Source organism: Arthrobacter burdickii, from assembly GCF_030433645.1.
GTDB classification, from domain to species: Bacteria; Actinomycetota; Actinomycetes; order Actinomycetales; family Micrococcaceae; genus Arthrobacter_D; species Arthrobacter_D burdickii.
On the sequence record NZ_JAROCG010000001.1, the window covers coordinates 2,355,196 to 2,379,691 of the forward strand.

Below are 24,496 nucleotides of genomic sequence, written 5' to 3' on the forward strand. Positions count from 1 at the left end.
ATGGCACGGATGACCAGGGCCCAGCGCGAGTGGCGGCCCGGGATGCCGAAGAAACGCCGGTCCACGAAGATCATGTTCGCCTCCACGGTCCTGCTGCTCGAGGCGTTCGTCGTGTTCTTCGCGACGCTCGCGGTGTTCGGGCTGCGGCGCGACGAGATCTCGCCCGTCCTGATCCTGACCTCGGGCATCGCCCTCAGCGTCGTGCTGGTCCTGACCTGCGCGGTGCTGACGAAGAAGTGGGGGATCGGTCTCGGCTGGATCCTCCAGCTGGTCATCATCGCCGGAGGTTTCCTCGAGCCGACGATGTTCGTGGTCGGCGCCGCCTTCGCCCTGACATGGCTCTACGGCATCCGGCAGGGCATCCGAGTGGACCGCGAGAACGCGGAGCGGGACCGGCTGCAGGCCGAGTGGGAGAAGGCCAACCCCGAATAGCGGCCCGCCTTTAGTAGAGTCGGTCGTGATACCCCACCACTGCGCCGTCCTGGACGGCGCCCACCTTTCCAGGAGTTCCCATGAGCGTTGAGCGCACCCTTGTCCTCGTCAAGCCCGATGGCGTGTCCCGCGGCCTGACCGGCACCATCCTGTCCCGCATCGAGGCGAAGGGCTACACCATCGCCGAGCTGAAGCAGGTGCACGCCTCGCGCGAGCTGCTCGAGGAGCACTACGCGGAGCACGTGGGCAAGCCGTTCTTCGAACCGCTGGTGGAATTCATGCTCAGCGGGCCGATCGTCGCCGCCGTCTTCGAGGGACAGCGTGTGATCGAAGGATTCCGCTCCCTGGCAGGGACGACGGAGCCGACGACGGCGGCACCCGGCACCATCCGCGGCGACCTGGGCCGCGACTGGGGCGTCAAGGTCCAGCAGAACCTCGTGCACGGCTCCGACTCTGCCGAGTCGGCCGAGCGCGAGATCGGTATCTGGTTCGCCTGATCGCCCCCGCACGTGGTCGAGGTTCCGGGTCGTGTGCCCGGGGCAACGAACAGTCGGGATCTTGGTAGGTTAGATCCATGATGACCTACCGCAGACTGGGTTCCTCGGGACTCAGCGTTTCCACCGTTGGCCTGGGCTGCAACAACCTGGGCAGGGCCGGCACCGCGTCCCAGTCCCAGGAGGGCACCGACGCCGTCGTTCATGCGGCGATCGACGCCGGGATCACGCTGTTCGATGTCGCCGACATGTACGGCAAGACTCCCGGTGTCAGCGAGGTGCAGCTGGGCAAGGCCCTCGGTGCGAGGCGCGACGACGTCGTCCTCGCCACGAAGTTCGGGCTCGATATGGGCGGGGTGAACGGACCGGACTGGGGTGCGCGGGGATCCCGGCGCTACATCATCCGGGCCGTCGAAGCGTCCCTGCGGCGCCTCGGGACCGACTGGATCGACCTGTACCAGTACCACGCCCCGGACCCGCAGACGCCGATCGAGGAAACCCTCGCGGCACTCGACGACCTCGTGACGAGCGGTAAGGTCCGCTACCTCGGACACTCCAACTTCGCCGGGTGGCAGATCGCCGAGGCCGAGTTCACGGCGCGCAGCGGCGGCTACACCCCGTTCATCTCCGCCCAGAACCCCTACAGCCTGCTGGATCGCCGTCTGGAGCGGGAGGTCGTCCCGGCCGCCGAAGCATACGGTCTCGGCGTCCTGCCCTACTTCCCGCTCGCCAACGGCCTGCTGACCGGCAAGTACCGGCGCAACGAGGTTCCCGCGGGCAGCCGGCTCACGCACTCCCGGAAGAACCTGTTGGAGACGGCGGACTGGGACCAGCTCGAGTCCTTCTCGGCATTCGCGGGCGAGCGGGGACTCACCGAGGTGCAGGTCGCCTTCTCCTGGCTCGCGGCCCAGCCCTCCGTGGGGTCGGTGATCGCCGGTGCCACGTCGCCGGAGCAGGTGCGGCAGAATGCGACGGCGGCCGAGTGGACGCCGTCGGACGCGGATCTGGCCGAACTGGACGACCTCTTCCCGCGCCCCAAGGGGTAGGTCCTGTCAGGCGGTGGCTGGCTGCCGGTGCGCGTTTTTCAACGCCTTGCTGCGGTGCCGCTTCTCGCGTCGGGGAAGTGTTGGCTGCGCGTGTGCAGGCTCGTCGGATCCGGTGCCTAACGCCGGGGGCGCCGCAGAGCTGTAGGTATGTCCGGTGGGAGTCCGGAGGTCTATGGTGTGGGTCGGACCAGATCGGGTGGTGGCTTTCCACCCGTTGATCTCCTTGGTGTGGTTGCATGCTTCGCACAGACCCGCGCCGTTCCAGAGGCTTGTCGGTCCGGCGTCCCGCCAGGGGAGAATATGGTCCACCTGACGGATGGGCGCATCACAGTAGGGGGTCCGACAGGATCGATCGCGGGCCTCGATGAAGCGGCGCTGTCCTTCGGTGAAAAGCCGGGAGCGTGAGTCGACGGCGAGTAGATCCCCCGTGCCGGGGGCCGTGTACAGCCTGCGCATCCAGACCCTGAATGCCTGCCCATGCCCCGCACGGCCGACAACGCCGTCGACGGTGCCACCGACGGTGCCTGTACGGGAACCGGTCGAGGGAGTCGCGGAGGTCGCCCTGCCGGCCGGGTTCAGGGCGGTGCGGGCCCAGGCGCCGGGAACGATGCCATAGCCGCTCAGGTGGGCCGGTTCATTGCCGCCTCTGAGAAGGGTGCGGTCGGTCATCACGAGTTGGAGGTCCACGCCGCAGATACCTTCGACGGTGCCGGTGGTCCGCTCGACGAGCGTGTCCGCCATGAGCTGGCCCCGCGAACGGGTATCGCCGGCCGAACGGAGTGAGTCGGCGTGCCGGGTCAGGGCGGCGTACAGGCCTACGCCCTGGGCGACGGGAAGCAGGGCAGTCAGGTAGGTCATGGTGTCAGGTGCGGGGCGGAGGCTGACGCGCCGGTCCGCTGCGGCGTGGCTCGCGCGTTGCGTCGCGGAGCGGGGGTCCCTGCGATAGGCGGCGGTCCTGGCCGCCGCGATCAGGGCCCGGTCGCCCGCCCCGTCGAATGTTCCCGTATCAGGGGAGAGTTCTTCGTCGACGGCGCACCGGTCGGCTGCGCTCAGGCATGCGGTCTCGCGGACCAGCAGGGTTGCCCGCCATTCGTTGAGCTGGCCCGAGTCCAACGCGGCCAGGGTATGCGGCATCTCCGTGACGAGCGCTCGTGCCAAGCCGAGGAGCCGGTTTCCGCGGGAGGGCGACTCGCGGCGGGCGAGGGCAATCTGCGCGGCCACGCCCTGTCCCCGGTCCGCCGCGGGTACGCCGGCCTTGGATTGTGCGCGGCGTTCGGCGAGGTCGAACGCGACGGCGATCCTCGCCTGCGCGGCGGCCACCGAGGACTTGAGGTCTTCCAGGTCCCGCAGCTGATCGATCAAGCCGGCCCTCTCGCTGTCGATCGCCAAAGAGGTCACCTCACGAATCAGGTCCCGAACGGGAGAGCGCGGAAGCGTCGCACCTTGGATAGCGGGAATGGTGCTGCCCGAGACGGCACTGCCCGAGACCGCGCTGCGCGTCGTGGTGCGCGAAGGGGACGAGAGCGTGTGCCTGAACTCGTGTCCCTGCTTGTTGTCCATACCCCAGTCTGTCAGCCGCCACTGACGTTTTGAGAGGTGGATCACATCAGAGATGAAGGGCTCCGCTTCAGGAGGGCGGGGCAAGCGACGAAGGGTCCCCGCCCGCGGAGGCAGGGACCCTTGCGCACGTCAGGCCTGGTGGAAGGTCTTCCCGTTGACGCGCTCGGACGCACCTACCCGGTCCAGGTAGGGGGTGATCCCGCCGAGGTGCATCGGCCACCCCGCCCCCATGATCATGCAGAGATCGATGTCCTCCGGTGCTGCAACCACGCCCTCGGCGAGCATGCGCCCGATCTCGTCGGCCAGCGCGTCCTGCGTGCGGCGCAGGACCTCGTCCGCGGACGAGGAGCTGGTGCCGCGGTCCAGCAGGGCGAGGACCGACTCGGGGACCGCGTAGCTGCCGTCCTCCTGCTTCTCCCACAGTCCCTTGATGCCGGCGTCGATCAGCTTCTGCTGGTTCGCCGACACGTGGAAGCGGTCTCCGAAGGCAGCGTGCAGCGACTCCTGCACGTGCTGGCCGACGGGCAGGCCCACCAGCGCGAGCAACCGGAAGGGCGTCATGGGAAGGCCCATCGGGCGCAGTGCGTTGTCGGCCGTCTCCGGGTCGGTGCCCTCGTCGAAGACCGCGGTGATCTCGCCGAACATGCGTCCCAGGATGCGGTTCACCACGAAGGCGGGCGCGTCCTGGACCAGCACGGCGTTCTTCTTCAGTCCCTTCGCCAGGACGAAGGCCGTGGCCAGCACCGCGTCGTCCGTCTTGGGCGCACGCACCACCTCGAGCAGCGGCATCGCAGCCACCGGGTTGAAGAAATGGAAGCCGACCACGCGCTCGGGGTGCATCAGGTCCGCAGCCATCTCGGCCACGGACAGGGACGAGGTGTTCGTCGCGAGGATGCACTCGGGGGAGACGACGGCCTCGACTTCGGCGAACACCTGCTTCTTGACCGACAGTTCCTCGAAGACCGCCTCGATCACGAAATCGGCGTCGGCGAACACGTCCTTCGACACCGAGCCCGAGACGAGCGCCTTCGTGCGGTTCGCGGCGTCCGGGGAGAGTCGCCGTTTGGCGAGCATCTTGTCCACCTCGGCGTGGACGTAGGCGACGCCCTTGTCGACCCGGGCCTGGTCGATGTCCGTCAGGACCACCGGCACCTTGAGCTGGCGGGCGAACAGCAGGGCCAGCTGGCTTGCCATGAGGCCGGCGCCGACGACGCCGACCTTCGAGACGGGCCGCGCGAGCTTCCCGTGCGGAGCTCCGGCCGGGCGCTTCCCGCGTTTCTGCACGAGGTCCAAAAAGGCATAGACGGTGGCATGGAACTCGGGCGTCTGCATCAGTTCGGCGAGAGCCGTACATTCCGCCGCCGCGGATTCCTGGCGCGAGTAGGTGAGGCCGCCCTCGAGCAGGTCCAGGACCCGTGAGGGTGCGGGCGCCGCATTGCTGGTCTTCGCCTCGACGAAGGCACGGCCGGCGGTGACGGCGGCCTTCCAGTCGGCGTCGTCGTACCGTGCACGCTCCGCGCGACGCTGCTCGACGGCGTCGGCGGCTTCGCCACCGGCCAGCACCTGCCCGGCCCAGAGGAGCGACTGCTCGAGGTAGTCGGCGGGCTCGAAGAGCGCGTCGGCGATGCCGAGCTCGTAGGCGGCCCTGCCGTCCAGGCTGCGATTGTTGCTCAGGGGGTTCTCGATCATGACCTTCACGGCGTTCGCGGGGCCGATGAGGCGCGGCAGGCGGTAGACGCCACCCCAGCCCGGGACGAGTCCGATGAAGGCCTCGGGCAGTCCGATGCCGCTGGCGCCCGAGGACACGGTGCGGTAGTTGGCTGCGAGGGCGATCTCGAGGCCGCCACCCAGGGCGACGCCGTTGATGAAGGCGAAACTGGGGACTCCGAGGTCGGCGAGGAGGTCGTACGCCTCGTGGCCGAGTTCCGCCATGAGGCGGCCCAGGTGCTCGGACCGTACGCTCTTGACGGTGCTGAGGTCCGCACCCGCCACGAGGAAGTAGGGCTTGCCGGTGACGGCGACGCCGGAGATCTCGCCGCGGGCGGCGCGTTCCTTCAGCCCTTCGAGGGTGCGGCCGAACTCGATGAGCGTGTTCGGCCCGAGCGTGGTGGGCTTGGTGTGGTCCAGGTCGTTGTCGAGCGTGATGAGCGCGAGGACGCCGGCCCCACCGGGGAGGGCGATGTCCTGGACGTAGGAGTGGGTGACGATCTCCGAGGGAACGAGCCCGGCCAGTTCGTCGTAGCGTTCGAAGCTCATGCTGCATCCTGTCCGTAGTGCTCGTGGCGGGGGTTCTCCCAGATGACGGTGGCGCCCATGCCGAGGCCGATGCACATGGTGGTCATGCCGTAGCGCACGGTCGGATCCTCCTCGAACTGGCGCGCGAGCTGGTTCATCAGCCGGACGCCGGAGGACGCCAGCGGGTGGCCGACGGCGATGGCGCCCCCGTAGCGATTCACACGGGCATCGTCGTCGTCGATGCCGAAGTGGTCGAGGAAGCTCAGGACCTGCACGGCGAAGGCCTCGTTGATCTCGAACAGGCCGATGTCGGAGATGTCCAGGCCGGCCTGCCGCAGTGCCTTCTCCGTGGCCGGCACCGGACCGATGCCCATGACCTCGGGTTCGACGCCGGCGAAGGCGTAGGCGACCAGGCGCATGCGGACGGGCAGGCCCAGTTCGGCGGCCGCGTCGGCGGAGGCGAGGAGGGCCGCGGTGGCGCCGTCGTTCAGTCCGGCGGCGTTGCCTGCGGTGACGCGTCCATGGGGGCGGAAGGGCGTGCGCAGGGCGGCGAGGTCCTCCACCGTGGTGCCGGGGCGCGGTGGCTCGTCGACGGTGTTCAGGGTCCACCCGGAGCCGGGCTTCCTGCCCGCGACGGGAACGAGGTCGGGCTGGATCTGCCCGGCCTTGTAGGCGTCGGCGAGCTTCTCCTGGCTGCGGACGGCGTACGCGTCCGCCCGGTCCTTCGTGATGGCGGGGAAGCGGTCGTGCAGGTTCTCCGCCGTGACGCCCATGTTCAGCGCCGCCGGGTCCACGATCCGCTCCGTCTGGAAGCGCGGGTTGGGGTCGGCGTCCGCGCCCATCGGGTGGTTGCCCATGTGCTCGACGCCGCCCGCGATGACGACGTCGTACGCGCCGAAGGCGATGCCCGAGGCGGTCGTGGTAACGGCGGTCATGGCGCCGGCACACATGCGGTCGATGGCGAAGCCGGGGACCGTGCGGGGGAGTCCAGCGAGGAGGGCGGCGGTGCGGCCGATCGTCAGGCCCTGGTCGCCGGTCTGCGTGGTGGCCGCGATCGCGACGTCGTCGATGCGTTCGGGCGGGAGGGACGGATTGCGGCGGAGGAGGTCGCGGATGCACTTCACCACGAGGTCGTCGGCACGCATGCCTGCGTAGATGCCCTTGTCGCCCGCCCTGCCGAACGGCGTCCGTACTCCGTCGACGAAGACGACATCGCGGACGGCACGTGCTGCGCTCCGCGTGGACGCGGTCCCTGTTGCTAGGCTCACCTGTTGCTCCTCATCGAGATAGGATCCCTCAGCGGGAGATGGATCCGCGACTATGTTACTGGTGAGTAACATGGTCGGCAAGCGGTTCGCCGGTGCCCTCCGGTCAGCCTGCGGCCGTCTCCTCACCCCGCTGCCCCTTGGCGGGCAGGGGATCGGGGTCCAGGAAGGCGACGGTGATGATCGCTGCGACCTGCTCGATCTGCCACCGGCGCGCGCCGAGCTCTTCGAGCGCCTCGGAGACGGACTCGAGCGAGATCTCGGCGGGCGGTCGCCAGGCGATCCGGCGCAGGTAGTCCGGCGTCAGCAGGTTCTCCACGGGCATGCCCAGCTTCTCCGCCCGCTGTGCGACCCGGGGGCGCGCCGTCAGGAGCCTCGCCGCGGCCTCCGGGTCCTTCTCCGGCCAGATGCGCGGCGGCGGCGGGGCGTTCGTGGAGACGTGGAGGGGCGGGAGGTCGGTGAGTTTCTTCGCCTCGCTGATGCACCGCAGCCAGCGCGGTGCTTCCTTCTGGGCGGCCCTGCCGTGGAAACCCTTGGTGGCCAGCAGCTGCGGGACGGTGCTCGGCATCGCCTTGGCGGCCGCCACGATCGCCGAATCGGGGATCAGGCGCCCGGGTGCGACGTCGCGGCGCTGTGCGAGGTCCTCGCGCTCCAGCCACATCTGCCGCACCGCGGCGAGCTGCCGGCGGTCGCGCAGCTGGTGCAGGCCCGAGGTGCGGCGCCAGGGATCGACGCGGGGCTCGGCGGGAGGGGTCTGGCGGATGTGCTCGAACTCCTCCTCCGCGATCCCGAGCTTGCCGTCCTGTTCCAGGATGCCGGCCAGCTTGTCCCGCAGCTCCGTCAGGACTTCGACGTCGAGGGCCGCGTAGCGGAGCCAGGGCTCGGGCAGTGGCCGCTTGGACCAGTCCGCCGCCGAGTGCTCCTTTGCGAGGCTGAAACCGAGCTGGGATTCGATGACGGCGGCGAGCCCTACCCGTGGAAGGCCCGCGAGGCGCGCAGCGAGCTCCGTGTCGAACAGCTTGTCCGGCCACATCCCGAGTTCCGAGAGGCAGGGGAGGTCCTGGCTGGCTGCGTGGAGGATCCACTCGACGCCGTCGAGGGCGTCGTCGATCACGCGCAGGTCGTCGAAGGGCTCGGGGTCGATGAGCCAGGTCCCGGCACCCTCGCGCCGGATCTGCACCAGGAACGCGCGCTGTCCGTAGCGGAACCCGGAGGCCCTCTCGGCGTCGACTCCTGCCGGTCCCGTTCCTGCGGCCAGTGCGGCTGCGGCACGCTCGAGGCCCGCCGGGGTGTCGATGACGAGCGGGACGCCTTCGCGTGGCTCGGTCAGGAGGGGGAGGGCAGGAGGAGTGCCGGGATCGACGGCTGGATCGGACGCGCCGGTGCTGTCCGTCTGTTCGGAGGTGTGGGAACTCATGGTGATTTCAGTCTATCCCCGCGTGGAGCCGCACCCCGAAGCGACGGCCCGCCGCAGGGATCCACCCGCCCGGCAGTGCTGGCCGGATACCCTGGCCCGATCAGGACCGGCGGACCGGCAGGTGCGCCACGCCGGATGGCAGGGGCGGCAGCCCGGCGAACGTGCACACCATCTCCGACCACGCCTCGAGGTGCCGCCGGACGTCCGCCGTCGCAGGCGTCCAGGATGCCCTCAACTCGATGTCGATCGTGTCGCCGCGGTCCTCGAGCGTCCCGTAACTCTCGGACAGGATCCTCGTGGCGGTACCGCCCGTGCTGTGGTGCCGCGCGCCATGGTTGTCGAGGGCCTCCACGAGCCAGGTCCAGGCGACCGAGCCGAGGAGGACGTCGTTGCCCATGTCCGGTTCGAGTTGTGCGCGGATGTACGTGACGATGCGGAAGCGGCCGTTCCAGACCTTCGACCCGTCGGGATCGTAGAGGAGGATGAACCGCCCCGTTGCGAGTTCCGCCGGCTCGGGCGGAAGGATGAGGTTCCGTGCCGGTCCGTGGAGCGGAAGCGGGACCGGTGTGGCCTCGACGACCTCGGTGCCGAGAGCCACGGCGAAGGGCGCGAGCCGTGAGGGTGCCGGTATCTCCTCGAGGCGGATCTCGCTGCGACGGGCTGCCTTCCGGAGGCCGGAGAGGGCGTCGAGGAATTCCGCAGGAAGCTGCGATACGCCACCGATTGCACTCACTCCCGCAGGCTATGCCCTGCGGGAGTGAGATCGACGGCGGCGCGCCGGGCACGGGCCCGGCGCAGGCACGGAGCGTCGGTCAGGCGGACACTTCCCGGCGGATCGCATCGAGAAAGGCGTCGACGTCCTCTTCCGTGGTGTCGAACGAGCACATCCACCGCACCTCGCCGGTCGCCTGGTCCCAGTCGTAGAAGCGGAAACTCTCGCGGATGCGATCTGCCGCCCCCGGCGGGAGGATGGCGAAGACCGCGTTGGCTCTGGTCTCCTGCGTGAGTATCACGCCCTGGATGCCCCGGGCGCCCTCGGTGAGGCGGGCGGCCATGGCGTTCGCGTGCGATGCCGAGCGGAGCCAGAGGTCCCCCTCCAGCAGGGCGATGAGCTGGGCGGAGACGAAGCGCATCTTCGAGGCGAGCTGCATGTTGAGCTTGCGCAGGTAGTCGAGCCCGGTGGACGCCTCCTGGTTCAGCACGACGACGCACTCGCCGAACATGAGGCCGTTCTTGGTGCCGCCGAAGGACAGGATGTCCACCCCGGCGTCACGCGTGAAGGCCCGCAGGGGCTGCCCGAGCGCCGCGGCGGCATTCGCGAGCCGCGCTCCGTCCATGTGCACGCGCATGCCGCGCGCGTGGCAGTGGTCGGCGATGGCCTTGATCTCGGCCACCGAGTACAGCGTGCCGAGTTCCGTGGTCTGCGTGATGGAAACGGCCAGGGGCTGCGCGCGGTGCTGGTCCCCCCAGCCCCAGGCCTCCCGGTCGATAAGTTCCGGCGTCAGCTTGCCGTCCGGTGTGGGCACCGTCAGCAGCTTGATGCCGCCCACGCGTTCCGGTGCCGCGTTCTCGTCCACGTTGATGTGGGCCGTCTGCGGGCAGACGACCGCTCCCCAGCGGGGGAGGATCGACTGCAGCGAGAGGACGTTGGCGCCGGTGCCGTTGAAGACGGGGTAGATGGAGATCCCCTCGCCGAAGTGGTGCTCCATCACCTCCTGCAGCCGGGCCGTGTACTGGTCCTCGCCGTAGGCGACCTGGTGCCCCTCGTTGGCGGCCGCGAGGGCCGTGAGGACTTCGGGGTGCACGCCCGAGTAGTTGTCGGACGCGAAGCTGCGTTGGGTCCGGTCGTGCAGGGATGCGGGTGAGGTCAGGGTGTCGGTCACTGTCCCATTATCCCCGAACCGCATCGATGCGGGCCCCGTTGGCCTGCGCGGCCGGCGTCCCGAGCAGCGACGCCAGGATGGCCGCGAGGTCGTCGACGTGCGTGAATCCCGGGAACGCCCGCTCGGGCTGCTGCTCCCGCATCGCGTCGTCGAGGAGCGCCTTCACGACGACGGCGGTCGCGGCGGCCGAGGAGCCGTCGCGCGCGAAGCCGTCGGCCACGGCCTGGAGCCAGGCATCGACGGAGGCCTTCACCGCCGCGTACGAGGCGTTGCCCGCCGTCGGTTTCGCCACCGCCGTCGCGGACACAGCGGCGAGCCGCCCGCCGCGCTCGGCCAGCTGGTCGTAGAACGCCCTGCTCGTGTTGAACAGGGTGAGGAAGACGGATCGGTGGAGGACCTCGTAGTCCGCCGTCGACTGCGTCGTGATGCCCTTGCCGCCCCGCCAGCCACCGACGAGGTGGAACAGGGCGTCCGCCCCGCCCTGGCCGGTGCGCACACGGTCGGCGAGGGTGCCGACCGCGGCCTCGTCCGTGAGGTCGCACACCTCGCGGACGACGCCGTCGACCCCGGCGAAGGCCGCGTCGAGGCGAGCCCCGTCGGACCCGACGGCGACGACGGTGAGTCCGTCCGCGACCAGCCGCCGGGTGAGGGCGATGCCGGAGGCGCTCGTGGCGCCGGCCACGACGGCGGTACGGCCGCCGGGAGCGTCGGTCATGCCGCGTCCGCCGTGATGCCCGCGGTGGACTCGATGACCGGCTTCATCTTGCGGTCGAGCGCCTCGAAGAACATCGAGAGGGGGAACTCGTCGTCGAGCACCGCGTCGGTGAGGGCGCGCGGCGGGCCCAGGAGCTCGAGGGCCTCGGGACCCTTCGCCCAGACCGATGCCGGGTGCGGGGTGACCGTGGCCGAGACCAGGTCGTAGGCGGCGAGCCAGTGCGCGATCTTCGGACGGTCGATGGAGCGCCAGTACAGCTGCTCGATCTGCTCGCCCAGGGCGACGACGACGTCGGCGGCCTCGTCCCAGTCGATGGTCAGCTTCGTGTCGGTCCAGTGGAGGACCCGGCGCTGGTGCATCCACGCGAACAGGAGCTGTCCGCCGAGGCCGTCGTAGTTGCGCACCCGGCTGCCCGTGATGCTGAAGCGGAAGATGCGGTCGAAGATGACGGCGTACTGCACGAGCCTGGCGTGCTTCCGCGCCTCGGGAGAGGCGTTCTCGTCCTTCTCGATCCGGACGCTTTCACGGAATGCGGTGAGGTCGCAGCGCAGTTCCTCGAGCGAGTAGAGGAAGAACGGCATGCGCTGCTTGATCATGAACGGATCGAAGGGGAGGTCACCGCGCATGTGCGTCCGGTCGTGGATGAGGTCCCACATGACGAAGGTCTCCTCGGTGAGCTTCTGGTCGTCGAGGAGCTCCAACGCGTCATCGGGCAGTTCGAGGCGGGTGATGTCCGCTGCGGCCCGGACCACGCGGCGGAACCGGGCCGCCTCGCGGTCCGCGAAGATGGCGCCCCAGGTGAAGGTCGGCGTCTCGCTGACGGCGACGGTCTCCGGGAAGAGCACCGCGGAGTTGGTGTTGTAGCCCTCGGTGAAGTCGAGGAACCGGATGGGGACGAACAGGGCGTTCGAGTAGTCGCCGGCTTCGAGCTCGGCGATGAACTCGGGCCAGAGCACCTCGATGAGCACGGCCTCGACGAGCCGGCTCGTGCTGCCGTTCTGCGTGTACATCGGGAAGACGACGAGGTGCTGGAGCCCGTCGGTCCGGTCCTGCTGCGGCTGGAAGGCGAGCAGCGGCTCGAGGAAGTCGGGGACGGCGAAACCGCTCGACCGCCATGCCTCGAAGGCGGTGACGGTGCGGCGGAGGTACTCGGCGTCGTGGGGGAACAGGGGCGCGAGCTCCTCGACGGCCGACACGATAACCGCCGTCAGGTCGGCAGCGGCGGCGTGGTGCTCGGTCTCGGGGATGGAGCCGTCCTTGACCTGCAGCAGGCGGAGTTCCTCGGCTGCGGCCTTCAGGGAGTGCCAGGCGGCGGTCTCCTGAGGGATGGATACTACCTGCGCGAGCGGCGTGACGGTCATGGCTCCTGCTTTCTGTCGTGCGGTCATCAGTACTGACGCGAGCGTAACAACAAGAACAGCGTTCCTTACAGGTCAGCAGGCGGACGTAAAGCAAATCTTATGCTCAACCGTATACCCGTACAGGGAAGAACCAGAGCGGCTTCACACGACGGGTACACGAAAGGCCGGCTCCGAGGAGCCGGCCTTTCGCTGTATTCCCTGGGGCGGACCTACTCCGCCGCCACCAGCTTCATCGAGATCGAGTTGATGCAGAACCGCTGATCGGTGGGGGTGTCGAAGCCCTCTCCCTTGAAGAGGTGCCCGAGGTGCGAATCGCAGCGGGCGCACCGCACCTCGATGCGCTCCATGCCCATGGACCGGTCATGCAGGTACCGCACCTTGTCCTCGGCCAGCGGCGCCCAGAAGGAGGGCCACCCGCAGTGCGAGTCGAACTTCTCGTTGCTGGTGAAGAGCTCGGCGCCGCAGGCGCGGCACTCGTAGGTGCCGGCCGTCTTCGCGTCGTAGTACTCCCCGGTATAGGGGCGCTCCGTGCCCGCCTTGCGCAGGACCTGGAACTCCTGCGGTGTCAGTTCCTGGCGCCACTCGGCGTCGGACTTCTCGATTTCGGGCCGGTAGGCATCGCGTTCGGTAGTCATACTCGCTCCAACGCCTACGAGTCGCCAATAAATCCCGAGCCGGAGTACAGGTGCAGCACGGCGATGCCGAGCTTGTCCTGTGCCCTGTTGGCCCAGTCGGTGTGGAACGTGTCGGCCATGGCATGCGGCCGGGTGATGACCACGGCCTGCACGGCTCCACTATCAGCGGCTTCCTGCACCAGGGCGTCGACCGGGTTCCCCGTCGTCGTCCTCCCGCGTGCAGCGAACCCCTCCGCCGTCAGGAGCTGCAGGGACTCCGCCAGGGCGGTGCGCGCAGTGGCCTCGTCGTGGCGGTGGTCGTCGGACGAGAACGTCCGGAAGGCCTCGCCGACCTCGAGCAGGCTCAGGTGGCGGAAGAACTCACCCAGGACGGACTCATGGCGGTCCTCCGGGATCAGCACGACGACGTCCGCGGGCTCCTCGCCCTGCAGTGTCAGCAGGTTGCGGAGATCGGCGCGGGTGAGGGCTTCCTCGGTCAGCACCAGGATTGTTTGGGTCATGGCGCCACTGTACTGCCGGATCCGGGGGCACCACGCCGGGGTTGTGCGACGAATCGACGGCGCTTGGAAGGTCAGGGTAGAAATGGAGCTATGGCAACGACGAGGTCAACGGCCGCGGAGCAGCGGACCACCGCTCCCTGGCTCAAATGGACGGCGCTCGGGGTGGGGGCGGGAGCCGCCCTCGCGTCCTCTGCAGCCGGGGCGGTCTCGGGACTCGCCGTCTACTTCGCGCGGCAGATCGTGACGCCCGCGCGCATCCGGGACGAGAACCTGGACATCCTCGCCGTCGTCGGCCCCGCCGGCAAGCAGACCGTCATCCTGCCCGCGAACGACGACACCACGGTCGAGGGCACGTACAGCCTCCACTTCGCCCGCGGGACCGGTCACGCCCGCATCGGGGAGATCCGTTCGTACGTGCCCCGCGAGGGAACGGTGGAACGCGTCGTGGAGAAGGTCTACGTCGGCGACCTCGCCTCCGCCACGCGCGGCTGGTGGGGCGGCGCCGTCTACCCCTCGCCGGCGGCGATGGGCTTCGCCGACGAGGAGGTGCTCATCCCGGTCGAGGGCGGTTCCGCCCCCGCCTGGCTCGTCCGCGCAGAGGCGCCCGCCCGCACGTGGGCGATCATGGTGCACGGCCGCGGCGCCTCGCGCGCGGAGGCACTGCGCGCGCTCGGACCGGCGCGCCGCCTCGGGCTGACCAGCCTGGTCCTGTCCTACCGGAACGACGGCGAAGCGCCGTCGGCGCCCGACGGTCGCTACGGACTCGGGATGACGGAGTGGCACGACGTCGACGCCGCCATCGATTTCGCGGTCTCCCACGGAGCCCGCGACGTCGTCCTCTTCGGCTGGTCCATGGGAGGCGCGATCGTCCTGCAGACGGCGGACCTCTCGCGCCACCGGCAACGTATCAGTGCACTCGTGCTCGACGGCCCGGTCATCAACTGGATCGAAGTGCTGGCGCACCATGCGGAACTGAACCGGATCCCGGCGCCCGTGGGGCGGCTCGGACAGTACCTGCTGGCGAGCCGCCGGGCCCGGAGGATCACGGGACTGGCCGCGCCGCTGGACCTCAAGAGCATGGACTGGATAGCCCGGGCGGAGCAGCTGACCCTGCCGACACTCGTCCTGCACAGCGAGGACGACGAGTTCGTCCCCATCGGGCCCTCCGCCGAACTGGCGGCCAGGAACCCGGCCTTCGTCACGCTGGAGCGGTTCCACCGCGCGCGCCACACGAAGGAATGGAACGTGGACCCGGAGCAGTGGGAAGCCGTGGTCGAACGCTGGCTCGGCGGGCGCCTGTTCGGCCGGACGCTTCCCGGAGGGAAGGCGCCCGACCCGGAGGCTACTGCGCTTCCCTGATCTTCCGCTTGATCCGCCCCAGCATCGCGGCCATGCCGCGCATCCGCAGGGGAGTGATGGCCCGGGTGAGCCCGAGCCGGTCGGGCACGTCGTCCGGGACGGCGAGGACCTCCTCGGCGGGCAGTCCGTCGAGTCCCTCGAGGAGCACTCCGGCGAACCCGCGCGTCGTGGGCGCCTCGGGCGGCGCCGAGAAGAACAGGTGGACCGGCCGCTCCGGCTCGTCCCCGATCTCCATGGTCAGGAAGAGCGGGCTCTGGCACTCGACCACCTGCTCCAGGAGCTCGGGGTGGTCGCCGTACCGCTCGGGGAGGTCCGGGAGTTCCCGTGAGAAGTCGAGCAGCAGCTGCAGCCGGTCGGGCTCCGTCAGGTCCTGGAAGTCGTCGATGATCTCGGCGAGCTTCGCCGGGACGGCTCCGCCGGTCATCGCGCGACCCGTGCGGATGCCGTGGGTACTGCCGCGGGTACCTCGCCGGGCTCGCTGCCCCGGACGATCGGCACGCGCACCGCGTTGCCCCACTCGGTCCACGACCCGTCGTAGTTCCGCACGTTCCCAAAGCCGAGCAGGTATGTCAGGACGAACCACGTGTGGCTCGAGCGCTCGCCGATACGGCAGTAGGCGACGACCTCGTCCCCCTCCTGGAGCCCGGCCTCGTCCCGGTAGATGGCGTCGAGTTCCGCCCGGGTGCGGAACGTCCCGTCCTCCGCGGCGGCGCGGGCCCAGGGGACGGACACCGCGGTGGGGATGTGTCCGCCGCGCAGCGCGCCCTCTTCCGGGTAGGCGGGCATGGTGGTGCGGGCGCCGGTGTACTCGTCGCCGGACCGCACGTCGATGAGGGGCTTACCCAGGTGCTCCAGCACATCGCCGAGGAAGGCACGCACGGGGGCGTCGTTGCGCTCGACGACGGGGTAGTCGCTTGCGGTGATCTCGGGCTTGTCGGTGGTCATCGGCCTGCCCTCGGCCACCCACTTGTCCCGGCCGCCGTCCAGGAGGCGGACGTCCTCGTGCCCGAACAGCGTGAAGACCCAGAGTGTGTACGCGGCCCACCAGTTGCTCTTGTCGCCGTAGAGAACGACCGTGGAGTCGCGGGAGATGCCCTTGGCTGCCATGAGCCGCGCGAAGCCCTCTCCGTCGATGTAGTCCCTCGCCACCTCGTCGTTGAGCTCGGTGTGCCAGTCGATCTTGACGGAGCCGGGGATGTGGCCCGTCTCGTACAGCAGGACGTCCTCGTCCGATTCGACGACGACGAGGCCTTCGGCGTCGTGATTCGCCGCGAGCCAGTCGGTGGAGACCAGCCGCTCGGGGTGGGCGTACTCGGAGAACTTGTCCTGCGGATCTGCTGCCAGGGTCATGGGGGCCTTTCGCGTAGCTGTCTGCACCGCGGTCTCTGCCCGCGGTGCGCGTCCTTCCACCTAGCCTAACCACGCGCTGCGGCAATTACTTCCGGGCTGCGGCGTGAGGAGACGCACCGCGCAGGGCAGATGGAATGTAACGGGAAGGCAGAGGGAAGGCAGAGGGAAGGTGGCGGGAACGTGAGTGGAGACGGCGTCGTGAACAGCATCGGGAAGGGTGTCGGGGCGTCGGGTCAAGAAGGTGCGGGCGCGGACCATCCGGGGAGGGCGTGCACCGATCTGACGTATTCTTGCCTAGCGAAGCGGCCGCCCGTGGGGCCGCCGCCACCCCTGCCGGAAAAAGAAAGCGGTCCCCAGTGCCAGCCATCGAACACCTGACAGAGCGCTCGCCCAAAGTCTCGGTCAATGAGTTGCTGGGCGGGTTCTACCCGTCGCCCCGCTTCGGCGAGGTGTCCTTCGACTCCTACCGTCCGGACCCCCAGCAGCCGTCGCAGTCGGCGGCCGTCTCCAAGCTCCGCGAGTTCGCCACCTCGGTCAACGAGCCGGAGCCGTCGGGGTTCCGCAAGCTGTTCGGTGGCGGTAAGAAGGTCGCGACGCGGGCCGGGATCTACCTCGACGGCGGATTCGGTGTCGGCAAGACACACCTGCTCGCCTCGCTGTGGCATGCGTCCTCGGGCAGGAAGGCCTTCGGGACGTTCGTCGAGTACACGAACCTCGTGGGTGCGCTGAGCTTCCGCAAGACCGTCGACGCCCTGAGCGGCTACAGCCTCGTGTGCATTGACGAGTTCGAGCTCGACGATCCGGGGGACACCGTGCTGATGTCCCGCCTGATGAGGGAACTGGCCGACGCCGGCGTCAAGCTCGCCGCGACGTCGAACACCCTCCCCGGGTCCCTGGGCGACGGGCGCTTCGCCGCAGAGGACTTCCAGAGGGAGATCCAGGTCCTCGCGGACCAGTTCGAGGTGGCACGGATCGACGGCGAGGACTACCGGCACCGCGGGCTCCCGCAGGCTCCGGACGCGCTCGATGACGCCGCCCTGCAGGAGCGGATCTCCTCCTACTCCGGCGGCGTCCTCGCGGAGGACGACTTCGGGAACCTCATCCGGCACCTCGCCGACGTGCACCCGAGCCGCTACCGGCAGCTACTCGACGGCATCGATGCGGTCGCCTGGCACAACGTGGAGACCATCACCGAGCAGGCCGTGGCCCTGCGCTTCGTGGTCCTGGCCGACCGGCTGTACGACAGGGACGTGCCGATCATGGCGAGCGGGACCACCTTCGACCACCTCTTCACGGAGGAGATGATGGGCGGGGGCTACATGAAGAAGTACTACCGCGCGGTCTCCCGCCTCACCGCCCTGGCGCGCCAGGGGAGCGAGGTAGCGTCCTAGCTGCCCTCTCCGGGAGCGAGCCCGGCCCAAGCCGGGCCTGCATCGGACCGTCTCCGCAGAGCCCTCTCCTCACAGACCCCGCAGACGCAAGAAGCGCCGGTGCCGCCTCTCGGCGGGACCGGCGCTTCCTTATTGCCAGGCTGGGAATTACACGGCCGGCGGGGAGGTAGGGCCGACGTCGCCCTTGCCGTCCTTCTTGTCGATCCTGTCGACCATCTCCGAAGCCTTCGCCTGCACTCCGGTGATGTGATGTGAGTACTTGCCATGGGTCCTGCTGTCGACGTAGCCGCCAGCCTTCCCGATGCCGTTCTTCACCTTGTCGGAATTATCGCCAATGAGTTCGGTCGCCTTACCCGCGAGGGTGCCGGCCTTGCCCTTGAGCCCATCCAATAAACCCACGGACACCTCCTTTCGGTCGTGGAAACGCAGTCCGTTTCCGCACCATAGATTTTAGGGCACGACGCTGGGGATGTCCTCCGAGAGGGGGCGGAAGGGCGGCGGGTACGCGCAGGGCATAAAAAATGCCCGGTCCTCGCCAGGACCGGGCAACGGCCGACGACCGGCCTGAGAGCGGACGACGGGATTCGAACCCGCGACATCCACCTTGGCAAGGTGGTGCTCTAGCCAGCTGAGCTACGTCCGCAAAAAAGCGCCCCCGAGGGGGCGCCGTAGTGGGCGATACTGGGATCGAACCAGTGACCTCTTCCGTGTCAGGGAAGCGCGCTACCGCTGCGCCAATCGCCCATTTTCATGGTGCTCGTACCGTAACGAGGTGGGGACGGGATTCGAACCCGCGTATACGGCTTTGCAGGCCGCTGCCTCGCCTCTCGGCCACCCCACCATGACCGGATGGCTCCGGTCACCGGACTGATCCGGCTTACAGTGACTTGCGAGCGGACGACGGGATTCGAACCCGCGACATCCACCTTGGCAAGGTGGTGCTCTAGCCAGCTGAGCTACGTCCGCAGAAGAAAGAAACGTGCGAAATTCCCGTTCGATGCCGTGCATTTCGCAGTGTTTCTTCGTTTTCCAACGAGAAAAAACTCTATAGGACGTTTGGAGGTTCGTCCAATCGGCGTCGGGCCGCCGTGTCTGCCCGCGGTGTCCACGGGCGATCTGCCCCGTGTCTGCCCGCAGTGTCCAGGGGCTGTCAGAGGCACCTGAGAGACTGGAATCATGACCGCCCCGCTCCTGGCACACGCCACACCCCACGGCAGGATGTACGCCCGTTCCACCGCGGACCAGCCCTCCGTCCCGTCCATCACCACCGTCATCTCGCAGTTGCCCAGCTCCCTCGGCGGCTGGTTCGGCCACATGGCCGCCAGTGCGCTGTCACGGGACCCGCGCCTTCCCGGCGCGCTGTCCAATCCGGCGGAGCTCAGGACGGCGGTCAAGGAGGCCGCCGCGGCAGCCGAACGCTATCGGGACGACGCCGCCCAGCGGGGCACCCGCGTGCACCACTACTGCGAACAGGTAGCCCTGCGGGCGCTCGGCCGGCCCGAGGAGCTCGACGCCGCACGGCTCGTGCTCGAGGAGAACGGCGAGGGGGGATTCGCGCAGCGGTTCGACGAGTGGTGGGAGCTGTACGACGTCCGTCCCGTCGAACCGGAGCTGACCGTGTGGAACACGGAGCTGGGCTACGCGGGAACGCTGGACCTCGTCGCCACGATCGGCGGGAGGACGTGCCTCATCGACTACAAGACCAAGAACACCGACCGGGACGGCTTCGTGAAGGCCCTCGACGACAAGGTGGTCATGCAGCTCGTCGCGGGGATGAAGGCGGAGGAATCGCTCGTGGATCCCCAGAAGGGCGAATGGCGCCCCTGGGCACACGGAGACCAGCCGCTGCTGCTGGGGGTCGCGGTGGGACAGACCGAGGTGCGGGCCATGCGGGCCAACCCTGCCGTGCTGCGCAATCACTGGCTGCGGTTCTGCGCCCTGCGGCGGGCGTGGGAGGCAGGGCTGGACGCCGAGGAGGCCGGGCGGGCCCTGCTGCCGATCGGACCCCCGCCCAGCAGGGTCGCCCCGTCCGCGTCCGCGCTGCCCGCCTGACACCGGCCACGCTTCCGGGCACGGGGTTCGGGCACGGGGTTCGGGCACGGGGTTCGGCACGGGCCGTGTTCCCCGAGCCGGTTCCTGCCCGGCGCCGGACGCAGCGGCACTAGGATTGATGGGAGCCTCGCGGCAGGAGTTGCGCCGCGGGCACCGACAATCCCCGCGCATTCCGCGCGTTCCGCGACCGAAGCGAGGAACAGAGCACCGATGGCCGTCCTGAGTATCCGAATGATCGGCGACCCGATCCTCCGCACGCCGGCAGCGGAGGTCACCGACTTCGGACCGGAGCTGGCCCGGCTGGTCGAGGACATGACCGAGACGATGATCGATGTCCAGGGAGCGGGCCTCGCCGCTCCCCAGGTCGGCATCGGGCTGCAGGTGTTCACCTACCGCGTCGACGGCGTGCAGGGCCACGTGGTGAACCCGGTGCTCGAGGTCGGCGGGGAGTCCCAGGGGGAGTCCGACGTCGAAGGCTGCCTGTCCGTTCCCGGTCTGGGAAGCTACGTCGGCAGGACGGACTGGGCGCGTGTCACGGGCAAGGACGTCTCGGGCGGCGACGTCGTGGTCGAGGGGACGGGCATGCTTGCCCGGGCCCTGCAGCACGAGACCGACCACCTGCGCGGCACCCTGTACATCGACCGCCTCGAGGGCGAGGACCGCAAGAGCGCCCTGAGGGCCATCCGCAGCGCGGAGTACAACCGCGTCACCTCCCGAACCGCCGCGCAGCGCTCCCTGTCCCTCGGCTCGAGCTTCACGCCGGGGCCCGCAGCAGGCGGAACGGCATCCCGCAGCACCGGGACGTTCGGGCAGGGCGCCCGATGAGGATCCTGTTCGCCGGGACCCCCGAGGTCGCCGTGCCATCGCTGCGTGCCCTCGTCGACGCCGGCTTCGACGTCGCCGCCGTGCTCACCCGCGTCGACGCTCCGGTGGGCCGGAGGAAGGTCCTGACCCCGAGCCCGGTTGCCGTGGCCGCCGAGGACCTGGGACTGGCGGTCCTCAAGGCGAACCGCTTCACGCCGGAACTGATCGACCACCTGGGAACCCTCGACCTCGACGCAGCGGCGATCGTCGCCTACGGCGGGATCGTGCCGCCGGCCGGGCTTGCCGTTCCCGAGCACGGCTGGATCAACCTGCATTTCTCCGTGCTTCCCGCCTGGCGGGGTGCGGCTCCGGTGCAGCACGCCGTGCTCGCCGGCGACGACATCACGGGGGCAACCACGTTCCGGCTGGAGGAAGGGCTCGACACGGGGCCCGTCTTCGGAGTCATGACCGAGGCCCTGGAGCCCGGGGCCACGAGTGGCGAGGTCCTCGAGCGCCTGTCGCACAGCGGCGCCATCCTCCTCGTGCAGACCCTGTCCGGGATCGACGCGGGCCGCGTGACGGCCACCCCGCAGACCGGCGAGCCGACCTTCGCACCGAAACTCACGATCGACGACGCGCGCATCGACTGGTTCCAGCCCGCCGTCGCGGTGCGGCGCCGCATCAATGCGGTCACCCCTGAACCCGGTGCGTGGACCACCCTCGACGGTCAGCGCGTGAAGCTCGGCCCGGTAGCGCCGCTGGCGAGCGGCGTCGGGACGGCGCCCGGCACCGGAACGGCGCCCGACACCGGAGGCGGAGCGTCCCGGCCGGCACCGGGCGCCCTGCAGGTCGTCGGGCGGGAAGTGCGGGTCGGGACGGGTACGGAACCGGTGGCCCTCGGGACCCTCCAGCCGGCCGGCAAGAAGATGATGGATGCCCTCGACTGGGCACGGGGCGCGGCGACGCGCGGAGAGCTGGTGTTCGAGTGAGCGCTACCGGAGGAACGAACAGGGGATCCGGCGGAACCAACAGGGGATCCGGCGGGTCCGGCAGCTCCGGAGGACCCGGGGGCAGGGGATCCGCCGGCAAGGGCGGGGGACAGGGCGGCAACCGGCGCCGCAACGAGCAGGGGCGCGAGCGCAACCGGGGCGGCGAGCGGCAGTTCTCGCAGGCCGCCCCGGCGCAGCGGACGCGCCGCGCCGATCCCGCACGCCTCGTGGCGTTCGAGGTCCTGCGGGCCGTCGCTGCCGAGGACGCCTACGCGAACCTCGTGCTGCCGGCGAGCATCCGCAAGCACAAGCTGGACCGCCGGGACGCCGGGTTCGCGACCGAACTGACCTACGGTGCCCTCCGGGGCCAGGGGACCTACGACGCCGTCCTCGCCCGCTGCGTGGACCGGCCGCTCGACCAGCTCGATCCTGCGGTGCTGGATGCGTTGCGGATCGGGGTCCACCAGCTGCTCGCCATGCGCGTGCCCGCCCACGCCGCCCTGGACCAGACCGTGGGGCTGGTGCGCGCCGTCATCGGTGCCGGACCGTCGTCGCTGGTCAATGCCGTGCTCCGCAAGGTCACCGCCCACGATCTCGATGGGTGGATCGGCGAGCTCGTCGACGGCATGACGGACGCCACCGCCATTGCGGCCCTGACGTACAGCCACCCGGAATGGATCGTCCGCGCACTGCGTCAGGCACTCGTCGCCCACGGGCGCGAGGTCGCCGAGATCGATGCACTGCTGGCCGCGGACAATGCCGCGCCCGTGGTGCACCTCGTGGCGCTGCCGGGACTCGCCTCGCTGGACGACGCCCTGGCGGAAGGGGCCGAGCCCGGCCGCCTCGCTCCCGGGTCGGCCTACTACTCCGGCGGTGACGTCAGCCGGCTCCCCGGGGTCTCGACGGGCACCATCCGCGTGCAGGATTCGGGGTCGCAACTCGTGGCCCGCGCTCTGGCCGCCGTGAACCTCGGGACGGGACGGCGGGAAGGCGCGGAGGAATGGCTCGACCTGTGTGCCGGGCCCGGCGGCAAGACGGCCCTGCTCTCGGCGATCGGCCAGGACAGCGGCGTCCACCTCACCGCGAACGAGCCCGTCCCGCACCGCGCCCAGCTCGTCCGGCAGGCGTTGCGGCCGCTGCCCGAGGACTCGTGGACGGTGCGCGTGGGTGACGGGCGCGAGGTCGGGCGGGAGCAGCCGGACCGCTACGACCGCGTCCTCGTCGACGCCCCCTGCACGGGCCTCGGAGCGCTACGGCGCCGCCCTGAGTCCCGGTGGCGGCGCAAGCCGTCCGACCTCGTGGGGCTGGCGCCCCTGCAGCGCGAACTCCTCGCGTCCGCCCTCGACGCCGTCGCGCCGGGCGGCGTGGTCGCCTACGTGACGTGCTCCCCGCACCATGCGGAGACGGACGCCGTCGTCGACGACTGCCTGCGCAAGCGCCCGGGATTCGAACGGCTCGATGCGGGTGCGGCGCTCGACGCCGTGAGCATCGGGGGAGCGCTCGGTGCCGGCCACGGGACCAGCGCGCAGCTCTGGCCGCACGTCCACGGTACGGACGCGATGTACCTCGCGCTGCTCCGGAAGACCCCATGACGACGGACCTCGCTCCCGGCGTACCCGCAATGAAAGGAACGGCTGTGACGCACCTCCGTATCAACCCGAGCATCCTCTCGGCGGACTTCGTCAACCTCGAGGCCGAGCTGCAGCGCATCTCCTCCGCGGACGCCGTGCACGTGGACGTGATGGACAACCACTTCGTGCCGAACCTGACGCTCGGCCTGCCCGTCGTCCGCCGGATCCAGCAGGTCAGCCCGCTGCCGCTCGATGTGCACCTCATGATCGAGGACGCCGACCGCTGGGCGCCGCAGTACGCCGAGGCCGGCGCCGCGTCCGTGACGTTCCACGCCGAAGCGGCCACGGCGCCGGTGAAGCTGGCCCGGGAGTTGCGGGACGCCGGGGCGAAGGCGGCCATGGCGCTGCGACCGGCGACACCCGTCGAGCCGTACCTCGACATGCTCGGCGAACTCGACATGCTGCTCGTGATGACGGTGGAGCCGGGCTTCGGCGGGCAGTCCTTCCTGGACCTCACGCTGCCGAAGATCCGCCGGGCCGCTTCGGCCATCGAGGGTGCGGGGCTCGACCTGGTCATCCAGGTCGACGGCGGCATCACGGAGGAGACCATCCTCCGCGCGGCGGAAGCCGGGGCGACGGTGTTCGTCGCGGGTTCCTCGGTCTACGGGGCCGACGACGCCGCCTCCGCCATCACAGCCCTGCGCACGGCGGGCTTCCGGGACGCCTGAGCGGGAACCACCTGAGTCGCCACCGGATCGGTCAGGGCTCGGTCGGCGGGTCGGTCACCGTGATCCTGATCGACAGCGCCGAGCGGGCCGCCTCCTTGAGGACCGCGAAGCGGGGATCGGGCACCGTGAGGAAGGGGACCTGCGGGAGTCCGGCGTAGGGTGCGAGCACCGGCTCGCCGAGCGTGCTGGTCGCGAGCGCCCTGTCGCCGCCGAGCTGGAGGCATGACGGCGGTTCCGCTGCGTAGAGCGCCGCGGCTCGGGCGGCCGTCTCCTCCACGAGGGCATCGGCCTGGTTGGCCCGTCGGCGGGCGAAGCGCTGCTGGGACCAGCCGCCGGCGGCCGTCCTGCCCTGGACGTACCGCGTCCCCGTCTTCGAGGACAGGACCGCGCCCGCCTGGGCGACCCCGACGGAGTAGCCGCCGCGCCGGACCAGCAGGAGACCCACGACGGCCGAAACGTCGACTCCGGACACCAGGGCCCGCAGGAGATTCTCCCCGCCGGCTCCGGCGGGTGCCGGCGCTCCCGGCAGGGGTGGGCTCAGGACCGCGGTGCAGCCGTTGGCGCCCGTAACCCTCACGGAGCCGTCGCGTTTTTCCGCCTCGGGGTGCAGGGAGTAGGAGCCGTTGCGCTCCCCGAACCGGGCGAGCCAGCCGTCGAGGCGCTGCACCTCGACGAGGACGGACCTGGCGGGCATGGGCTTCCTTTCCGC

Annotated in this window: 24 protein-coding genes and 4 tRNA genes; 10 read left to right on the forward strand and 18 right to left on the reverse strand. The window is 69.9% G+C overall.

The window, feature by feature from the left end:
• The 3 genes from P5G52_RS10955 (at position 1) to P5G52_RS10965 (ending at position 1,972) form a co-directional block, all read left to right on the forward strand.
• On the forward strand, positions 1-432 hold the full coding sequence (locus P5G52_RS10955) for a DUF4233 domain-containing protein (protein ID WP_301227314.1): 432 nt from the start codon (positions 1-3) through the stop codon (positions 430-432).
• 80 nt (positions 433-512) lie between these two features.
• The gene (ndk, locus tag P5G52_RS10960; protein ID WP_087075871.1) at positions 513-929 is read left to right on the forward strand and encodes a nucleoside-diphosphate kinase; all 417 of its coding nucleotides are present in this window, start codon (positions 513-515) and stop codon (positions 927-929) included.
• A gap of 77 nt (positions 930-1,006) precedes the next feature.
• A complete protein-coding gene (locus tag P5G52_RS10965) occupies positions 1,007-1,972 on the forward strand; it encodes an aldo/keto reductase (RefSeq protein ID WP_301227317.1) in 966 nt (321 codons plus the stop codon).
• A gap of 6 nt (positions 1,973-1,978) precedes the next feature.
• Here the strand turns inward: P5G52_RS10965 and P5G52_RS10970 are convergent, their stop codons facing one another.
• The 10 genes from P5G52_RS10970 to P5G52_RS11015 all read right to left on the reverse strand — a co-directional run bounded on the left by P5G52_RS10970 (position 1,979) and on the right by P5G52_RS11015 (position 13,543).
• The gene (locus P5G52_RS10970) at positions 1,979-3,532 is read right to left on the reverse strand and encodes an HNH endonuclease (RefSeq protein WP_301227318.1); all 1,554 of its coding nucleotides are present in this window, start codon (positions 3,530-3,532) and stop codon (positions 1,979-1,981) included.
• Between the two features lie 129 nt (positions 3,533-3,661).
• Positions 3,662-5,788: a 3-hydroxyacyl-CoA dehydrogenase NAD-binding domain-containing protein gene (locus P5G52_RS10975; RefSeq protein ID WP_301227320.1), complete on the reverse strand. Its 2,127-nt coding sequence runs from the start codon at positions 5,786-5,788 to the stop codon at positions 3,662-3,664.
• Entirely contained in the window at positions 5,785-7,035 is a 1,251-nt protein-coding gene (locus P5G52_RS10980) for a thiolase family protein (protein WP_301227322.1), read from the reverse strand. Before P5G52_RS10980 ends, P5G52_RS10975 begins: the two co-directional genes overlap by 4 nt.
• A 103-nt stretch (positions 7,036-7,138) precedes the next feature.
• Positions 7,139-8,449: an HRDC domain-containing protein gene (locus P5G52_RS10985; RefSeq protein WP_301227324.1), complete on the reverse strand. Its 1,311-nt coding sequence runs from the start codon at positions 8,447-8,449 to the stop codon at positions 7,139-7,141.
• 100 nt (positions 8,450-8,549) lie between these two features.
• Positions 8,550-9,173, reverse strand: a complete 624-nt coding sequence (locus tag P5G52_RS10990) for a DUF3000 domain-containing protein (RefSeq protein ID WP_301228770.1) — start codon at positions 9,171-9,173, stop codon at positions 8,550-8,552.
• A gap of 88 nt (positions 9,174-9,261) precedes the next feature.
• Positions 9,262-10,332: a threonine aldolase family protein gene (locus P5G52_RS10995; protein ID WP_435868668.1), complete on the reverse strand. Its 1,071-nt coding sequence runs from the start codon at positions 10,330-10,332 to the stop codon at positions 9,262-9,264.
• A 7-nt stretch (positions 10,333-10,339) separates the two neighbouring features.
• Positions 10,340-11,047 carry an SDR family NAD(P)-dependent oxidoreductase gene (locus P5G52_RS11000; RefSeq protein WP_301227328.1) on the reverse strand — a complete coding sequence of 236 codons (708 nt, stop codon included), beginning with the start codon at positions 11,045-11,047 and terminating at the stop codon, positions 10,340-10,342.
• The gene (locus P5G52_RS11005; RefSeq protein WP_301228772.1) at positions 11,044-12,408 is read right to left on the reverse strand and encodes a DUF6421 family protein; all 1,365 of its coding nucleotides are present in this window, start codon (positions 12,406-12,408) and stop codon (positions 11,044-11,046) included. Before P5G52_RS11005 ends, P5G52_RS11000 begins: the two co-directional genes overlap by 4 nt.
• 209 nt (positions 12,409-12,617) lie before the next feature.
• A complete protein-coding gene (gene msrB / locus P5G52_RS11010) occupies positions 12,618-13,043 on the reverse strand; it encodes a peptide-methionine (R)-S-oxide reductase MsrB (protein WP_301227330.1) in 426 nt (141 codons plus the stop codon).
• A gap of 14 nt (positions 13,044-13,057) precedes the next feature.
• The gene (locus tag P5G52_RS11015; RefSeq protein ID WP_301227332.1) at positions 13,058-13,543 is read right to left on the reverse strand and encodes a hypothetical protein; all 486 of its coding nucleotides are present in this window, start codon (positions 13,541-13,543) and stop codon (positions 13,058-13,060) included.
• 90 nt (positions 13,544-13,633) lie between these two features.
• On the opposite strand from P5G52_RS11015, the gene P5G52_RS11020 reads away from it, so the two are divergent.
• Positions 13,634-14,902, forward strand: coding sequence for an alpha/beta hydrolase family protein (locus P5G52_RS11020; RefSeq protein ID WP_301227334.1), 1,269 nt, complete (start codon positions 13,634-13,636; stop codon positions 14,900-14,902).
• Here P5G52_RS11020 and P5G52_RS11025 read toward each other — a convergent pair.
• Entirely contained in the window at positions 14,886-15,326 is a 441-nt protein-coding gene (locus P5G52_RS11025) for a SufE family protein (RefSeq protein WP_301227336.1), read from the reverse strand. The two genes, P5G52_RS11020 and P5G52_RS11025, sit on opposite strands and share 17 nt — an antisense overlap.
• Positions 15,323-16,252 (reverse strand): sulfurtransferase, encoded by a 930-nt coding sequence (locus P5G52_RS11030; RefSeq protein ID WP_301227338.1) that lies wholly within the window; start codon positions 16,250-16,252, stop codon positions 15,323-15,325. The genes P5G52_RS11025 and P5G52_RS11030 overlap by 4 nt, the downstream gene beginning before the upstream one ends.
• Positions 16,253-16,608: 356 nt before the next feature.
• Here P5G52_RS11030 and zapE point away from each other — a divergent pair, with 356 nt between their 5' ends.
• Positions 16,609-17,643: a cell division protein ZapE gene (zapE, locus tag P5G52_RS11035; RefSeq protein ID WP_301227340.1), complete on the forward strand. Its 1,035-nt coding sequence runs from the start codon at positions 16,609-16,611 to the stop codon at positions 17,641-17,643.
• Positions 17,644-17,790: 147 nt separating this feature from the next.
• On the opposite strand, the gene P5G52_RS11040 is transcribed toward zapE, so the two are convergent.
• From P5G52_RS11040 to P5G52_RS11060, 5 genes are all read right to left on the reverse strand, one after another.
• Positions 17,791-18,042, reverse strand: a complete 252-nt coding sequence (locus P5G52_RS11040; RefSeq protein ID WP_087075842.1) for an antitoxin — start codon at positions 18,040-18,042, stop codon at positions 17,791-17,793.
• Positions 18,043-18,212: 170 nt separating this feature from the next.
• Positions 18,213-18,286: transfer RNA gene (locus tag P5G52_RS11045), tRNA-Gly, on the reverse strand.
• 29 nt (positions 18,287-18,315) lie between these two features.
• Positions 18,316-18,387 (reverse strand) — tRNA-Val (locus P5G52_RS11050).
• Between the two features lie 26 nt (positions 18,388-18,413).
• Positions 18,414-18,484: transfer RNA gene (locus P5G52_RS11055), tRNA-Cys, on the reverse strand.
• A gap of 51 nt (positions 18,485-18,535) precedes the next feature.
• Positions 18,536-18,609, reverse strand: a tRNA-Gly gene (locus P5G52_RS11060).
• Between the two features lie 210 nt (positions 18,610-18,819).
• Here P5G52_RS11060 and P5G52_RS11065 point away from each other — a divergent pair.
• The 5 genes from P5G52_RS11065 (at position 18,820) to rpe (ending at position 23,787) form a co-directional block, all read left to right on the forward strand.
• Positions 18,820-19,695: a cytochrome gene (locus tag P5G52_RS11065; RefSeq protein WP_301227342.1), complete on the forward strand. Its 876-nt coding sequence runs from the start codon at positions 18,820-18,822 to the stop codon at positions 19,693-19,695.
• 210 nt (positions 19,696-19,905) lie between these two features.
• Positions 19,906-20,520, forward strand: coding sequence for a peptide deformylase (def, locus tag P5G52_RS11070; protein WP_301227344.1), 615 nt, complete (start codon positions 19,906-19,908; stop codon positions 20,518-20,520).
• Positions 20,517-21,488, forward strand: coding sequence for a methionyl-tRNA formyltransferase (locus P5G52_RS11075; RefSeq protein ID WP_301227346.1), 972 nt, complete (start codon positions 20,517-20,519; stop codon positions 21,486-21,488). The genes def and P5G52_RS11075 overlap by 4 nt, the downstream gene beginning before the upstream one ends.
• Positions 21,485-23,080 (forward strand): RsmB/NOP family class I SAM-dependent RNA methyltransferase, encoded by a 1,596-nt coding sequence (locus P5G52_RS11080; RefSeq protein ID WP_301227348.1) that lies wholly within the window; start codon positions 21,485-21,487, stop codon positions 23,078-23,080. The genes P5G52_RS11075 and P5G52_RS11080 overlap by 4 nt, the downstream gene beginning before the upstream one ends.
• A gap of 29 nt (positions 23,081-23,109) precedes the next feature.
• A complete protein-coding gene (rpe, locus tag P5G52_RS11085) occupies positions 23,110-23,787 on the forward strand; it encodes a ribulose-phosphate 3-epimerase (RefSeq protein WP_435868699.1) in 678 nt (225 codons plus the stop codon).
• 31 nt (positions 23,788-23,818) lie between these two features.
• On the opposite strand, the gene P5G52_RS11090 is transcribed toward rpe, so the two are convergent.
• A complete protein-coding gene (locus P5G52_RS11090; RefSeq protein ID WP_301227352.1) occupies positions 23,819-24,481 on the reverse strand; it encodes an acVLRF1 family peptidyl-tRNA hydrolase in 663 nt (220 codons plus the stop codon).
• Positions 24,482-24,496 lie beyond the last annotated feature (15 nt).